The organism is Geomonas limicola (assembly GCF_014193675.1).
GTDB classification, from domain to species: domain Bacteria; phylum Desulfobacterota; class Desulfuromonadia; order Geobacterales; family Geobacteraceae; genus Geomonas; species Geomonas limicola.
The window spans coordinates 100,840-115,478 of record NZ_BLXZ01000006.1 but is presented as its reverse complement, the minus strand read 5'-3'; the positions used below and the strand labels follow the sequence as shown (position 1 = coordinate 115,478).

At 63.2% G+C, this 14,639-nt stretch carries 15 protein-coding genes; 5 read left to right on the top strand and 10 right to left on the bottom strand.

Annotated elements, in window-relative coordinates:
• Nucleotides 1-121: 121 nt before the first annotated feature.
• Entirely contained in the window at nt 122-2,185 is a 2,064-nt protein-coding gene (gene glyS / locus H7688_RS15240) for a glycine--tRNA ligase subunit beta (RefSeq protein ID WP_183362036.1), read from the bottom strand.
• Entirely contained in the window at nt 2,185-3,060 is an 876-nt protein-coding gene (glyQ, locus tag H7688_RS15235; RefSeq protein ID WP_183362278.1) for a glycine--tRNA ligase subunit alpha, read from the bottom strand. The genes glyS and glyQ overlap by 1 nt, the downstream gene beginning before the upstream one ends.
• Before the next feature lie 560 nt (nt 3,061-3,620).
• On the opposite strand from glyQ, the gene merA reads away from it, so the two are divergent.
• The 3 genes from merA (at nt 3,621) to H7688_RS15220 (ending at nt 7,113) form a co-directional block, all read left to right on the top strand.
• The gene (merA, locus tag H7688_RS15230) at nt 3,621-5,027 is read left to right on the top strand and encodes a mercury(II) reductase (RefSeq protein ID WP_183362035.1); all 1,407 of its coding nucleotides are present in this window, start codon (nt 3,621-3,623) and stop codon (nt 5,025-5,027) included.
• A gap of 12 nt (nt 5,028-5,039) precedes the next feature.
• Nucleotides 5,040-5,897 (top strand): hypothetical protein, encoded by an 858-nt coding sequence (locus H7688_RS15225; protein ID WP_183362034.1) that lies wholly within the window; start codon nt 5,040-5,042, stop codon nt 5,895-5,897.
• Nucleotides 5,898-6,057: 160 nt separating this feature from the next.
• A complete protein-coding gene (locus H7688_RS15220) occupies nt 6,058-7,113 on the top strand; it encodes an HD domain-containing phosphohydrolase (protein ID WP_183362033.1) in 1,056 nt (351 codons plus the stop codon).
• On the opposite strand, the gene H7688_RS15215 is transcribed toward H7688_RS15220, so the two are convergent.
• From H7688_RS15215 to H7688_RS15190, 6 genes are all read right to left on the bottom strand, one after another.
• The gene (locus H7688_RS15215; protein ID WP_183362032.1) at nt 7,103-7,939 is read right to left on the bottom strand and encodes an NlpC/P60 family protein; all 837 of its coding nucleotides are present in this window, start codon (nt 7,937-7,939) and stop codon (nt 7,103-7,105) included. The two genes, H7688_RS15220 and H7688_RS15215, sit on opposite strands and share 11 nt — an antisense overlap.
• A gap of 153 nt (nt 7,940-8,092) precedes the next feature.
• Nucleotides 8,093-9,058 (bottom strand): polysaccharide deacetylase family protein, encoded by a 966-nt coding sequence (locus tag H7688_RS15210; RefSeq protein WP_183362031.1) that lies wholly within the window; start codon nt 9,056-9,058, stop codon nt 8,093-8,095.
• Nucleotides 9,058-9,777 carry a DUF116 domain-containing protein gene (locus H7688_RS15205; RefSeq protein ID WP_183362277.1) on the bottom strand — a complete coding sequence of 240 codons (720 nt, stop codon included), beginning with the start codon at nt 9,775-9,777 and terminating at the stop codon, nt 9,058-9,060. The genes H7688_RS15210 and H7688_RS15205 overlap by 1 nt, the downstream gene beginning before the upstream one ends.
• 49 nt (nt 9,778-9,826) lie before the next feature.
• Nucleotides 9,827-10,780 carry a methionyl-tRNA formyltransferase gene (gene fmt, locus H7688_RS15200; RefSeq protein WP_183362030.1) on the bottom strand — a complete coding sequence of 318 codons (954 nt, stop codon included), beginning with the start codon at nt 10,778-10,780 and terminating at the stop codon, nt 9,827-9,829.
• Nucleotides 10,780-11,295 (bottom strand): peptide deformylase, encoded by a 516-nt coding sequence (gene def, locus H7688_RS15195; RefSeq protein WP_183362029.1) that lies wholly within the window; start codon nt 11,293-11,295, stop codon nt 10,780-10,782. The genes fmt and def overlap by 1 nt, the downstream gene beginning before the upstream one ends.
• A gap of 313 nt (nt 11,296-11,608) precedes the next feature.
• Nucleotides 11,609-11,893: a hypothetical protein gene (locus H7688_RS15190; protein ID WP_183362028.1), complete on the bottom strand. Its 285-nt coding sequence runs from the start codon at nt 11,891-11,893 to the stop codon at nt 11,609-11,611.
• A 204-nt stretch (nt 11,894-12,097) separates the two neighbouring features.
• Between H7688_RS15190 and H7688_RS15185 the strand changes: the two genes are divergently transcribed.
• Together H7688_RS15185 and H7688_RS15180 are read left to right on the top strand one after the other, a co-directional pair.
• Complete coding sequence (locus H7688_RS15185; protein WP_246329829.1) at nt 12,098-12,688, top strand: helix-turn-helix domain-containing protein; 591 nt, start codon at nt 12,098-12,100, stop codon at nt 12,686-12,688.
• Nucleotides 12,689-12,963: 275 nt separating this feature from the next.
• Nucleotides 12,964-13,149, top strand: coding sequence for a hypothetical protein (locus H7688_RS15180; RefSeq protein ID WP_183362026.1), 186 nt, complete (start codon nt 12,964-12,966; stop codon nt 13,147-13,149).
• Between the two features lie 299 nt (nt 13,150-13,448).
• Here the strand turns inward: H7688_RS15180 and H7688_RS15175 are convergent, their stop codons facing one another.
• Together H7688_RS15175 and H7688_RS15170 are read right to left on the bottom strand one after the other, a co-directional pair.
• The gene (locus H7688_RS15175) at nt 13,449-13,958 is read right to left on the bottom strand and encodes a TlpA family protein disulfide reductase (RefSeq protein ID WP_183362025.1); all 510 of its coding nucleotides are present in this window, start codon (nt 13,956-13,958) and stop codon (nt 13,449-13,451) included.
• Nucleotides 13,948-14,610: an ABC transporter ATP-binding protein gene (locus H7688_RS15170; RefSeq protein ID WP_183362024.1), complete on the bottom strand. Its 663-nt coding sequence runs from the start codon at nt 14,608-14,610 to the stop codon at nt 13,948-13,950. The genes H7688_RS15175 and H7688_RS15170 overlap by 11 nt, the downstream gene beginning before the upstream one ends.
• Between the last annotated feature and the right edge of the window lie 29 nt (nt 14,611-14,639).

Here is a 14,639-nt window from a genome sequence, read left to right as displayed (position 1 = left end):
ACCGCCGTCGACCATGAAGGTGACGGCGGTTTACGTGAGCGTCATGCGGGCGCCGTGAGCCGCTCTGCCAGTCCGTGTAGGACCCAGAGAGAAACGCGTCGCTCGAGTGTCTGCTTGATCATTACGGCGATAGCCTCGAGAAGTCGGCCAACTGGGCGAAGAGGCGGGCGATGCCGGTCAAGAGCGCCAGGCGGTTCATGCGCACCCTCTCGTCCTCCGCCATGACCATGACCTTGTCGAAGAAGAGGTCGACGCTCTCCTTCAGGGTGGCGATCTGGGCCAGGGCCTCGGTGTAGGCGCCAGAAGCGACCGCAGCGTCCACCTTGCCGGAGACCGCACCGAGGGCCGCGAACAGTGCGCCTTCCGCCGGGTCCTGGAAGAGCGCCTCGGCGACCGGTGTGTCCACCCCTTCCTTCACGATGTTGACCACGCGTTTGAAGGCGACGGCCAACGGGGCGAAGTCTTCGCGGTTGCGGAACTCGGCAAGGGCCGCGATCTTGGCACCGGCGTCCACCAGGTCGTCACAGGCAACCGCCACCACGGCGTCCACCGCATCGGAGGCGTAGCGGTCGGCCATCAGGTTCACGAAGCGAACCTTGAAGAACTCGAGCACGTCGCGCTCGACCTCATCGCGTTTGCGGGTCATCTTGGCGGCCAAGAGGTCAAGAGAAGCGCCAACGAACTCGGCAAGGCTTACCCGGTACCCCTTGTCGAGGATGATGTTGATGATCCCCAGGGCCGAGCGGCGCAGTGCGTAGGGGTCGGCGGAACCGGTCGGGATGAGCCCGACGCTGAAGCAGCCGCAGATGGTGTCCATCTTGTCGGCGAGCGAAACGAAGGCGCCGATGTCGGAGGCCGGCAGCTCGCCCCCCGCCTGGGTGGGGAGGTAGTGCTCGGCGATGGCTGCCGCGACCTCGCGGTCCTCGCCGTCATGCAGGGCGTACTCGCGCCCCATGATCCCCTGAACCTCGGGGAACTCGCCCACCATGCCGGTGACCAGGTCGGCCTTGCACAGGGTGGCAGCGCGGGCCGCCTTCTCGGCCACGGCCGGGTTGAACTTGGCGGCGAGGAAGCCGGAAAGCGAGCGGAAACGCTCCATCTTCTCGTAGGAGGTGCCGAGCTTCGCCTGGTAGACCACGCTTTTGAGCAGCTCGACGCGGCTTTCCAGGGTCTGTTTCTGGTCTTCCACGAAGAAGAAGCGGGCGTCGGAGAGACGGGCCCTCAAAACGCGCTCGTTACCCTTGACCACGACGCTCGGGTCCTCGGTCAGGGTGTTGTTGATGGTGATGAAACCCGGCATGAGTTTCCCGGCCGCGTCCACCAGGGAGAAGTAGCGCTGGTGCTCGCGCATCGAGGTGATGAGCACCTCGCGCGGCACGGCCAAGAAGTCCGGCGAGAAGGTGCCGTGCACGGCGCTTGGGTACTCGACCAGGAAGGAGACCTGCTCCAGGAGCGCCTCGTCCTCGAGCACGCTGCCGCCGGCGAGTTTCGCCACCCGGGCGATCTCGGCGCGGATGATCTCCTGGCGCTTGGCGGGGTTGGGGATCACGAAGTGGCGCTCGCACTCCTCCAGGTAGTGGGCCAGGTCGCGCACCGGGAAGGTGCTGTTGGCCATGAAGCGGTGGCCACGCGAAGTGGAGCCGCTTACGATGTTGCCGAAGCCAAACGGCACCACGGAGCCGCCGTAAAGGGCGACGATCCAGTGGATCGGGCGGGCGAAGCGGACCTCAAGGTCGCTCCAGCGCATCGACTTCTTGAAGGGGATGGCGTTCACCAGGCGCGGCAGCATCTCGGTCAAGAGTTCGGCGGTCTCGCGACCGATCTCGCTCTTCACCGCGGCGAGGTACTCCCCCTTCTCGGTCATCACGAGCTTCAGGTCGTTAACGTCGACACCCTGGCCGCGGGCAAAGCCCTGGGCCGCCTTGGTCGGGTTGCCGTCGGCGTCGTAGGCCACGTTCTTGGCCGGGCCCATGGCGGTCAGTTCCGCATCGGGCTGGCGCTCGTTAAGGCCGTTCACCGCCAGTACCAGGCGACGCGGGGTCCCCATGGTGACGATCTCGGCAAACTCGAGCCGCGCGTTTTCCAGCTCGCGCCGGATGATGGTTTCCATGTCGGCCATGGCTTTCGGGATGAAGCCGGCCGGAATCTCCTCGCAACCAATCTCCAGGAAAAGGTCCTTAGCCATTAGCGGCCTCCTTTCAAAAGCGGGAAGCCGAGCCGCTCGCGCATCTGCAGGTACCCTTCGGCGCACAGGCGGGCGACGTTGCGCACCTTGCCGATGTAGGAAGCGCGCTCGGTAACCGAGATGGCGCCGCGGGCATCCAGAAGGTTAAAGGTGTGGGAGCACTTCATGACGTAGTCGTAGGCAGGCAGCACCAGCCCCTTCTCGACCAGGCGGATGCACTCCTTCTCGTACATCTTGAAGAGGTTGAGGAGCATGTCGACGTCGGCTTCCTCGAAGTTGTAGGTAGAGAACTCCACCTCGCTTTCGTGGTGGATGTCACCGTACCTGATCCCCTTGACCCACTCGAGGTCGTAGACGTTGTCCACCCCCTGCAGGTACATGGCGATACGCTCGCAGCCGTAGGTGATCTCGGAGGAGACCGGTTTCAGGTCGATGCCGCCGGCCTGCTGGAAGTAGGTGAACTGGGTGATCTCCATGCCGTCCAGCCAGACTTCCCAGCCAAGCCCCCAGGCGCCCAGGGTCGGAGACTCCCAGTCGTCCTCGACGAAGCGGATGTCGTGCTTGCCGGGGTCGATGCCGAAGGCCCTCAGGGAATCGAGGTAGAGGTCCAGGATGTTCGCCGGCGAAGGCTTCATGATCACCTGGAACTGGTAGTAGTGCTGCAGCCGGTTCGGGTTTTCGCCGTAGCGACCGTCGGTGGGGCGCCGGGAGGGCTCCACATAGGCCACGTTCCAGGGCTCGGGACCGAGCACGCGCAGGAAGGTGGCCGGGTTGAAGGTACCGGCACCCTTTTCCGTATCGTAGGGTTGCTGGATCACGCACCCCTGCTTGGCCCAATACCCTTGCAGGGAGAGAATCAGCTCCTGAAATGTCAACACGCCGCCTCCAAATTAACCGATGATTTCACACAGTGCCCGGACCTGCCGAAAGGCATACTGTACAGAGAGTTAGGCTCGCAAAAGTACAATTATTTCCAGCGAGTGTCAAGGATTATCGCCCCCCAATTTGTTATAACTCGCAGAGTTTTGCGGCCAGGACGGGAAGTTTGATAAGGCTGCATCTTTGGTAGGGCAAGGAGTAGGTTGCAGGGGTGTATCCCTCAGCTCTCACGCTCCGGTGTGGAATGAGAAGCCCGCAGGCCTCCCTCCCGTCAAGGGAGGGTGCGCAACGTGGCCAGTAGAACGACTCGACCTGGGAATAATCACTCGCCCAGCACAGCCGGCATTCCAATGAAACGCTTCCTGAAATCCCAGCCCGGCCCATCCTCCCCTGCCTCGAGTGGCCTCTTTCCCTCATCACGCTGACGGCGCCATAGCGCCAGTCGCGGCGTCACGGCAAATGGCGCCCCCCGCCGGCGACCAGACCAAACGGAGCGGCTTTCTCCGGTTTACCAATGAAGAACTTCACGGTACACTGGTGTGCAGGAGATCTCCCCATGAGTGAAGGACCGGAAATCATCATCCTCGGATCGGGTTCGACTGCCTTTGCAGCGGCGCTCAGGGCGCAGGCGCAAGGGGCGCGCCCGGTCATGATCGAGAAGAGCGTCCTCGGCGGCACCTGCATCAACTGGGGGTGCGTCCCCAGCAAGACGCTGATCCACGCGGCACTCTACCGCCACCAGGCACGCCTGGGCGCTTCGCTCGGGCTGGGGACCGCCACAGACGGCCTCGACTTCCCCCGACTCGACGCCCACAAGCTCGAGGTGGTCCAGGAGCTGCGCCAGACCAAGTACCTGGACGTCCTGAACAACGTTCCGGGCCTCAGGCTCATCAAGGGGGCCGCCCGCTTCCTGGCACCGGCCACCATAGAGGTCGGCGACCAGATTCTCAAGGGGGACCGGATCCTCATCGCCACCGGCGGCGCCCCGCGCATCCCGCCCATTCCCGGTTTGGACGATACCCCCTTTCTCACCAGCAAAACCGCGCTCCTCATGAAGACGCCCCCCAGTTCGCTCACCATCATGGGAGGCGGGGTGATCGCCCTGGAACTCGGCCAGATGTTCAGCCGGCTCGGGGTGGCGGTGACGGTGATCGAGCACGGCGAGCGACTGCTTCCCGCGGTCGAGGAGGAGCCGGTCCAGGCCCTGCGCGAGGCGCTCGAAGCGGAAGGGATCAGGGTCGTGGTGAACGCCACCATCTGCTCGGTTGCCTACCGTAACGGCATCACCTACGTGGACACCGAGGTAGGGGGGGAGCCCCAGGTGTTCCAGTCCGAACAGCTCCTGGTTGCGGTGGGGACAGCACCCGCCTCCGCCGGGATCGGACTCGAGAACGCGGGGGTCGAGACCGACCTGCGCGGCTACATCAAGGTGGACGGCGAGATGCGCACCAGCGCGCCCGGCATCTGGGCGGCGGGCGACGTGACCGGTGGGTTGCAGATCGCCACGGTCGGGGCCCGCGAGGGGATCTCCGCAGTCGACAACATGCTCGATACCGGCTGTCGCTGTGTGCTCGATTACGGCTCCATCCCGATGGCGATCTTCACCGACCCCGAGGTTGCCATGGTCGGTTACGGCGAGGCAGCGGCCCGCAAGGCCGGTTTCGAGGTGATCAGCCACACCATCCCGGCCTCCGCCATCCCCAAGGCACACATCACCGGCGAGTTGCGCGGTGCCATCAAGATCGTCGCGGAGAAGGTGAGCGGGCGCATCCTCGGGGTGCACCTCTGCCTGCACCGGGGGGCCGACATCATCAACGAGGCGGCACTGGCCATCCGCTGCAACCTGACGGTTGGGCAGCTCGCGGAGACCCTGCACGTCTACCCTTCCATGGGCGAAGGGCTCAAACTCTGCGCGCAGAGTTTCCGCCAGGACATCCAGAGGCTCTCCTGCTGCGCCGAGTAACAAAGAGAAAGGATGGGTACCACCATAGAAACACCCCAGCCCCGCGATACGGCGAGCACCGCCCCATTCGACTCCGCCCGGGCCGCCACGCTCCTTAAGGCCCTATCCGCCAAGGGTGAAGAGCTGGCAACGCTGCTGCGCGAGGGGGACGCCGACCTGGTCCGGGCCGCCTTGAAGAACCCCGAACTGCGCGAGGCGCACCTCTTGGCCGTGCTGCGCCGGATGAAGCTCCCCGAGGCACTGCTGCGCAGCGTCGCGCACACTCCCCAGGCCATGGCGAGCCGACGGGTCAAGATCGCCCTGGCCGCCCATCCCGCTACCCCGCCGGCACTCTTACAGGAACTGCTGGGCCAACTGCACCTCTTGGAACTGGTCGAGGTCCAGCGTCACCCGGCGGCCAGCGCCGACCACAAGTCGGCGGCCCAACAGGCCATCCTGAAACGGCTGCCGGACACCGAACTGGGGATCAAGATCACCCTCGCCCGGCGCGGCAGCTCCACCGTCCTCGAGGCGCTGTTGGCCGAGGGGGAACTGCGCCTGGTACAGGCAGTACTCAGCAATCCGCGCTTGGTGGAGGGGAACCTGCTCGCCCACCTCCGCTCCCCCCTGGCCAGCGCCGAGACTATCTCAGCGGTGCTGCGCCACGAACGCTGGGGGGTGCGTCCCAAGATCCGCCTCACCGCGCTGGGCAACCGCAACACCCCGGCCATCTGGTTCACCCTGCTGCTCCCCTCGCTACCTGCCGCGGAGGTCCGGCGACTGGCGCAGGCCAAGGGGACCGGGGCACGTCAGCTGGAAGCACTCCGAGAAGAGCTCACCCGCCGTGAGATAGTCCCAATGAAACCGTCAGACAAAGCGGAAACCACATAACCCCTCGTAGTAACTAGCCTTTAATTCCCTCTTATCTCCCACCTTTTCACCATGTTTGGATTGACAATTACTTCATGAGACCATAGTATGGCAAGCGTCGGACACACAGCGGCTCCCCGTAGGAGTGCCGCGGATCCGAAGAACCAGCAAGGGGAAAATCATGGCAGCAGAAATTCTGTTTGTAGACGACAGCAAACTCACGCTCCAGATGTCCAAGGACCTGTTTTTCTCGCGGGGGATCAGCATCCTGACGGCGACCAACGCAGAAGAGGCGCTGGAACTCATCAAGCAGAACGAAATCGCCGTGGTGGTCTCGGACAACCAGATGCCGGGGATGTCGGGCCTCGAATTCCTCTCCCACCTGCGCAGCGTCTCGCCGGACACGGTGAAGGTGCTCATCTCGGCGTACATCGACCTCCCCACGGCGCTTGCCGCCATCAATAATTCGGAGGTGTTCCGCTACCTGTTGAAGCCTTGGCAGGATGAGGAGATTCTGGGGGTGGTGAAGGAGGGGTTGCGGCGCTACCGGCTGAACCGGACCATGCAGCGCGAGGACGAATCGGTACTGCGCTCGCTGGCCCAGACCATCGAATTGAAGGACCCGAGCACCAAGGGGCACTGCGACCGGGTGGCGGTCTATGCCCTCATGATAGCCGAGGCGATGAGGATTCCCAAGGAGACCCAGCGCCAGATCAAGTTCGGCAGCTGGCTGCACGACTGCGGCAAGATCGGGGTCTCCGAATTCATCCTGAACAGCTCGAACCGGCTCACCGACCGCGAGTTCGAGACCATGAAGATGCACACCTTCTGGGGGGCCGACCTGGCGGCGAAGGCTCACCTGTCCGAGGTTGCCACCAACATCATCCACCACCATCACGAACGCTTCGACGGCACCGGCTATCCGACCGGGCTTGCCGGCGAGGCGATCCCGATTGAGGTCCGCATTGTCTCGGTAGCGGATATCTACGACGCGCTCACCATGGACCGCCCCTACCGCAAGGGGTATCCCTGCGCCGAAGCCCGCAACATGGTCCGCGCGCTGGCGGGCAACTCGCTGGATCCCGAGATCGTCGAGGTGTTCCTGTCGGTGGTCCCGGACGGGCCGCTGCCGAGCAGCGACGAACTGACCGGCAAGAGCGATCTGGTGGCGGCCGAGAAAGAGCTCTCCATCTCCCTTTCCTCCAGCAAGACCGTCCCCCCCGGCGCTAGCGCCTGAACCACCTGCGCACCACGAAGGTTTTGGAGCCTGCCGAGCCCTGCGGATAGCTGTCGCGGGGCTTTCTGTTTTTCATGAGCTTTTCAAGGGCTTCCCCGATCGGGGAGATGCTCACCCCGCCCACACCGGGGCACCCCATGGTGCTTTGGATGATGCTGTCGTTGTCGAGCACGATCATCACGTGCCCCTTCCAAACGATCAAGTCGAGCGGCTCGAGTTTCCGGGCGATCTCGCGGGCGCTCAGTCCGGCAACCGACAGCGCCGCGCCATAGCCGATGAGGGCCGAGGTGTTGCGCGGGGTAAATCCGTCGGTCGCCTGGTAGAGCAGCCCCGAGCAGTCCACACCCGCCAACCGGTCTCCCTCCGGGTAGAGTTTCCCCAAGAGGTCCACCCCTTCCCTGACGTTACCGCCCCAGACGTAGGTTTTGCCCAGCGAGGCGAGCAGTCCCTGCTGGATCTCGGTAAGGCCCGGGAGCTGCGCGACCCGCTCCGGCGTCGAAATCTCGGCTGCGCGAACGAATCTGCTGTCCACGAAGTAGCCGGTCTTTGAGGGATAAGGGTAGTCGCGGGTGGTGACCCGGTAGATGGTGACCCCGTGATCCTCGCTGGCCCCCTGCACGGTGAAGAGCGTGCCGGGGAGCGCCACGAACTCGATGGGGCGCTCGCCGAGGCAGGGGTCGAGCCGTCCGTGCGAGAAGGAAGCGGCGAACGCGGGGGTGTTCAGCACCGGCGTGGGGACCTGTGCCACCAGGCGGCTCGGAAGATCTGCAGCGAAGAGCGAGGCAGGAAGGAGGGAGAGGATAAGGAGCAACAGGAACTTTTTCATAGGTGCGACACCTGTGGATTTACGCTTTGGCCACGAGACTTTTGGCTCCCCTCGCCCACCGGGAGAGGGAGAGCTTGGGGGAGCAGGGGAGCAGGGGAAAAGGGGAAAAGGCGAAACGATGCCCTGCAGGTTCAAGGAAGCGGGACGTCAGCTCTACCCTCCAAATGCCGCGGCCAGCGGCATGAGGGTCAGATCGCCGCGGCGCAGCATGGGGAGGATAAGCTTGATCCCCTTGGGCTCGTTGCCGTTGCCATGTACCAGGACGAAGCTCCCCTTCTTGGGGTGCTCCCCCTTGGCGAGCCAGGCGTCGGCGCCGATCGGGATCAGGGAGAGTTCGCGCAGGCGCTTCACGGTGGCGGCATCGGAGACCAGCCCGGGGAAGCGGAAGAAAGTGGACGGCACCAGGCCGCGCGCCAGCAGCAGTTTCTCCACCTCGAGCACCTCGGCGTCGAAGTCGGTCCCGGGGGTGAGCAGGAAGGTGCGGGCCAGCGGCACCTGCGGGTCGTAGGGGTGGTGCAGGGAGTGGTTCACCCAGGTGACGGCGAGCTTCCCGGCGGCAGCTTCGCGCTTCAGGTAGGCGAGCTCCTCGGGGTGGCTCAAGAGCCAGGCACCGGTCACCGCGACGGCCACCGGAACCGGTGCGGCGCCGGTTGTCAGGGTGTCGAAGAGCTCGCGCTCGAAGGGGCGCTTCGAGGGGCAGAGGTCGATGGTGAGGCAGACCCCGGCAAGCGGCGCCTCGGCGCGGGTGGCACCGTCGTTTTGTAGCGGATAGGGGGCCGCGGTCGAGCTTTGCAAAGCCCGTCCGAAGGGGGTTGCGGCAAGCAACTTTTCGGCGGAGCTTGGCTCGGTGGAGAACTGACCGGCAGGGAGGTCGAAAGTGGCAAAGGTCGCCGGATCCACCAGCAGGAGGTGGGGGATCCCATCGCGGTTGAAGCTCCGGATCGCCAGGCGCTGCCGCCCCGCCGTGTCGCGTACCAAGGTGTGCACCACCCGGTACTCCGTGATCTGGGCCTCCGCCGCAGCGCAGACCGGAGTCGGGCCAAAGAGCAACGGGATCAGGAGTACCAGGACGAGGAGAGCGGGGTAGCGCAAGACCGGGGCAACGCGGGGGAGAGACATCACGAGATGACCAGCACCGAGCGGAGCGCCTCGTCGATCTTCTCCACATCCACCTTGGTATTGAAGCAGGGGCCGAAGGGGCGGTCGTTCAGGACGCCGATTACCGGCAGCGGGTAGCAGTCCTTGATGCCGGAGGTGAGGTCGCGCTCGCAGGCGACCGCCAGCACCAGCTTGGGGCGCTTCTCGACGATGACCTTGCGCGCCAGGGTACCGCCGGTAGCCACCGAGATGTCCACCGAGTACTTCTGGGCCAGGTCGGCGAGCCCCATGATGTCGCAGCGCCCGCAGCGCAGGCACTTGTCGATCTCTCCGGTCACCTTGATCTCGCAGGCGGCGAGCTGCAGGCAGTGCGGCAGCAGGATCAGGATCCGGTCCGGCTTGATCTTGAGCCTCTGGGAGGCGACCAGGCTGTTGTTCATGGCCACGAAGGACTGCCGGATGGTGTCCTTGGAGATTCCGAACAGGCGCCCCAAGAACTCGATGAGCGGCAGGAGGAACTTGATGACTACGCCCCTCATGAACTTGGTGAACAGGATGTCCTTGCCGAGAGCTGTGGTGAGCACCAGGAGCAGGGTACCGAGCAGGGCCACTCCGGAGAGGATGCCGAAGATCATGCCGATCAGGCGCGGCAGGTCCGGATGGATGTTGGCAAGTCCCTTGGTGGGGATCCACCAGCTCAGGTAGATGATACCGACCACCAAGAAACAGGTAAAACCCATCAGGGCCACGAAGAGCCGTTTCTTGGGAGGTTGTTGTGCTTTGTCTTTCTTAACCAACGGGGAGCCCCTTCTTGCCTATCAGGGTCCCGGGCTCGAGCTTGCACCCGGCCAGGAACTCGGCTGCCGGAAGACGCTTCTTGCCTTCCAGCTGCAATTCATAAATGACGATGCTGCCGGTACCGCAGGCGACTTCGATGCCGTCGCGGCTGGCACGCAGCACCTCGCCCGGGCGGCCGGCACCGTCGGCCTTCTGCACCCGGTACACCTTGAGGAACTTGTCGTCCAGGTAGCTGAAGGCACCCGGCCAGGGGGTCATGCCGCGCACCTGGTTCTTGATGGCGGCTGCGTCCCGGGTCCAGTCGATCAGCCCGTCTTCTTTCTTCATCATGGGAGCGTAGCAGGTGAGTGCATCGTCCTGCTTCTCCGGCTGCAGCATATCCTTGGCTGCCAGGTCGATGGTCTGGGCCAAAAGCTCGGCGCCGAGCATCGAGAGGCGGTCGTGCAGGCTCGAGGTGTCCTCGTCCGGATCGATCGGGGTCACCGCCTTGAGGAGCATGTCGCCGGTATCGAGTCCCACATCCATGAGCATGGTGGTGACGCCGGTCTCGGTTTCGCCGTTAATGATGCACCAGTTGAGCGGCGCGGCACCGCGGTAGCGCGGCAAAAGCGAGGCGTGCACGTTGATGCACCCCTTGCCCGGGATGTCCAGAAGCGCCTTGGGGAGGATCTGCCCGAAGGCGACCACCACGATCAGGTCGGGCTCGAGTGCCCGGATCTCCTCGATCGCCTCCGGGTGGCGTACCTTTACCGGTTGCAATACCGGGATACCGTGCGTTACGGCGAGTTCCTTGACCGGCGGCGGCAGGGTCTGCTGGCCGCGCCCCTTGGGGCGATCAGGCTGGGTGACCACGGCCACCACGTTTTCACCGCGGTCGATGAGTGTCTTCAGGGTCGGGCAGGCGAACTGGGGGGTGCCCATGAAAACGATGCGCATTCCTGTCATTAATGAAGCTCCCGGGCGTCTTCCTGGGCTCTCAGGTAGCGCTTGCGAAAAATCCCGCGTTTCAGAGGGGATAGGTGGTCGATGAAGAGGATCCCGTCCAGGTGGTCGATCTCGTGCTGGAAGGCGATGGCGAGCAGGCCGTCGGCCTTGAAGGTCTGCTCCTCACCCTCGAGGTTCAGGGCCTTTACCACCACGCGGGCATGCCGGCGTACGTTGGCGGAGTACTTGGGGACCGACAGGCACCCCTCTTCCTCGTACTCCTCGCCCTCGCCGTGCACGATCTCCGGGTTGATGGCGACAATCAGGTTGGGCGGCTCGTTCTTCTCCGAGACGTCGATCACGATGATGCGCTGGTGCACCCCGATCTGCGGGGCGGCGAGCCCGACGCCGGGGGCGTCGTACATGGTGTCGGCCATGTCGTGCACCAGTTCGCGGGTTTTGTCGGTAATCACCGTCACCGGGTTGGAACGCTTCTTCAGTTCCGGGTTCGGGTAAGTCAAAATGGTTCGTACCATAGTTCCATCCTTTGGTTAAGGCTATCGGGCCACTATATACAATTTGCCGGGAAAAAATCAATCCTATTACTCATGAGCCGAGGGGCGCTCCGCAACGCGTGGCCGAGCTTTTTTCCGTGAAGGAACGCGTGGCCCCCGAGTCTTGAGAGCAGCCGTACAGAGGGTAAAAGGGGACGTGGCGAGAACCGATTGGAGAGATGACGGACGCTAGCTGAACGGTGAGCGAGGCGGGAAAACGCCAAAAGGGGAGCCAAGGCTCCCCTTTTGGGTGAAGGCAGACCATGTACCAGCATGGTGGTTTGGGCGCGAGTTTTTAGGAGTAGAGATCGTGCTCCAGGATCTCGTTCATCAGCTGCTCGGCCCAGCGCGACACCTCACGGGGGCTACCGTGGAACAGGCCCGTGGAGATGGGCGCATCGTAGTGCTCCAGGTGCTGATTGAAGCGGTTCAGGGCGACCATCAGCCGCTCCAGAGCCTGGCGGTTCCCCAGCGTGAAGTCAAAGCAGGTGGTGAGCACCTCGTCCATCAGTGCGTTGCCCAGCGGGTCGCCCTTTACATGCTGCGTAATTTCAAACAGCCGGTGATGTGTCCCTGCCATACCCACCTCCTCCCCCCTGCATTATCTCTGTGAAATTTTTTGTTGCAGAGGTAGAATAAAGATGATAAATTAGCACCACGATAGATTAATGCCATATGCCAGTGTTATTGCCAATATATCAACTCACGATTTCCTGTCAAGCGCAATATATCATTATTTCTGGGTGATACTATGATATCTGAGGAATACTTTCCGGAGTTAGGCATGCGGGTTCGCCAGGCGCGACTCGCCTTGGGACTTACCCAGAAGGATTTCGCCGGCGCCCTGGGAATCGTTCAGGGTTTCCTGAGCGGCATCGAAACGGGCCGGAAGATGCCGTCCGACACCCTGTTGATCGCACTCACCCACACCTACGGGATCAACCGTGAGTGGCTTTTGCAGGGGACCGGTGAGACCTTCAAGCCCCCCACAAGCCTGGTAACTGCGGGCGGGCGGGCGCCACTGCTCGAGGTAATTCCTGAGAGCCTGCCGCAGCCCCATAACTATCAAGGGGACTTCATCTCGGTACCGAACCTCCCCGCGGGATGCTACGCCATCGTCTGCTACGGCGACTTCATGGCGCCGACCATCAAAGATGGGGACTTGGTGATCTTCAAACCGGGGTCTGAGAAAAGGAGCGGCGACATCATCCTGGTGAACAACCGGTGGGGTGAGCCGATCCTTCGAAGATTCCGGCTCAAAGATGGCGAGATTTTTCTGGCACCGGACAACCCGGCCTACGCACCGTTTCGTCCCGATGAAGGGACCCGCACGATCGGGACCGTGGTCGAGGTCTGGCGCAAGGTACTGCTCTAGTTCGTATCAATTCAGCTCCCGCCCTCCCCGCTTCCGTTAGGCTCATCGGCGAATCGGATAAAGCTGCTTCCCAGCACCTGCGAGCGGCCCTTAGGTTCCCCCCTTTGCGAAGGGGGGACAGGGGGGATTTGCCTCGGGTGCCTATTCCCCTGAACAGTTCGTCCATTTCTCACCGGTACTCATTTCCTCCTAAAGATTTCCCACGCTGCGACGATACGTCCAACTGCAGCAGGTAGCTTGTGCCGAGTTTCGTCGGCACGGCAGGAGGAGGGAGTATGTTCTTGGAACTCATCGCAGGTTTCATGGGGAAACAGCAGACGGCGACGACCGTGCAGGTCGAGGCGGTGACCACCGTCTCAGAGGAAAACGTCAAGCGCCTGGCACAGAGAAGGGCACGTTTCAGCCACCGCCCCTATACCAGGAGCGATGGATTTACGGTCTCCGGACCGCGGATGCGCTAGCGGATTTACCGTTAAAAGGCAAATCCCCCCTGCCCCCCTTTCCAAAGCGGGGAACCTGGTGCCACCGGCGTTGGCGGGCAGCAGACGTAGGCAAGGCTTCCGGGAAATGCAGGATGAACTAAAGAAGGGCGAACACTGGGCTCCCACACGATCCGATCCGGATCGGTAAGGATGCCCAAGTGCTCGCCCTTTTTGTTTCCCGTCCCGCCAAGTCCTCGACCAGCCCCGTAAATCAGCTTCACATCCAATAGCGCCACCGATTTCCGGGCAGATCGTCCCACATACTCCACCAACCGGGGCTACAACAGCGCGTCCACCGCCTTCTCGAACACCTGCTGGCTCACCTCGCCCGGCACCATGAGCCGCGCTGCTCCTTTGCGGTCGATGAAGAAGGTGGTAGGGACCGAGGTCACGTGGTACTTCTTGGCCGCGATCAGCTCCGGGTCCCTGAGCACCGGGTAGCGCAGGTTCATGGTTCCTACGAATTTCTGCACCACCTCACGCGATTCCCCCATGTTGACCGCAAGCACCGTCATGCCGCGACTGCGGTATTTCTGCGCATAGCGATCGAGCGCGGGCATCCCGGCCACGCAGTCCTTGCAGCCACTGGACCAGAAGCGCAGCACCACGACGTCCCCCCGGTAGCCCGAGAGTTTCACCGGAGCATCCTGTTTGTCGAAGAGGGTGATCTGCGGCGCGGGGGTGCCCAGCTTCCAGGTCTGGTCCTTCTGGCAGCCTCCCAGAAACGCCGCACACAGGGCGAGCACCACCAGCAACAGCCAGCGGCGGCCGGTTCCGTCAGGCCGCATGCTGCACCACCTTGCCGTGGTGCAGGCGCACCGTGCGGTCGGCGAACTCGGCGAGCTCGGGGTTGTGGGTGACCAGGACGATGGTGCGCCCCTCGGCGTGCAGCTCCTTGAAGAAATCCAGGATGATCTGCTCATTCGCCTCGTCGAGGTTGCCGGTCGGCTCGTCCGCCAGGATGATGGCCGGCTGGTTGATGAGCGCTCGAGCGATGCAGACGCGCTGCTGCTCGCCGCCGGAAAGCTGGGAAGGGAGGTGGTCGTAGCGGTGCGAGAGCCCCACCCGGTTCAGCACCTCGATGGCGTCGTCACGATCGATCATGCCGTGGTAGTACTGGGCCAGCATGACGTTCTCCAGCGCGGTCAGGTAGGGGACCAGGTGGAACTGCTGGAACACCAGGCCGATCTTCTCCCGGCGCACCACCACGCGCTCCTTTTCGCTGACCTTGGAGGTGTCGATGCCGTCCAGGATGTACTGCCCCTCGCTCAGGGTATCCAGGCAGGAAAGGATGTTGAGCATGGTGGTCTTCCCCGAGCCCGACGGCCCCATAATGGCCACCCACTCCCCTTCGCGAACCTGCATATCGATGCCGTCCAGCGGCGTCACGTTGCCAAACCTCTTGGTGAGACCGACGGTTTCCAGAACTATTTTCAGCATCTTGTATTCTCCTGTTTAGTCCAACCTTC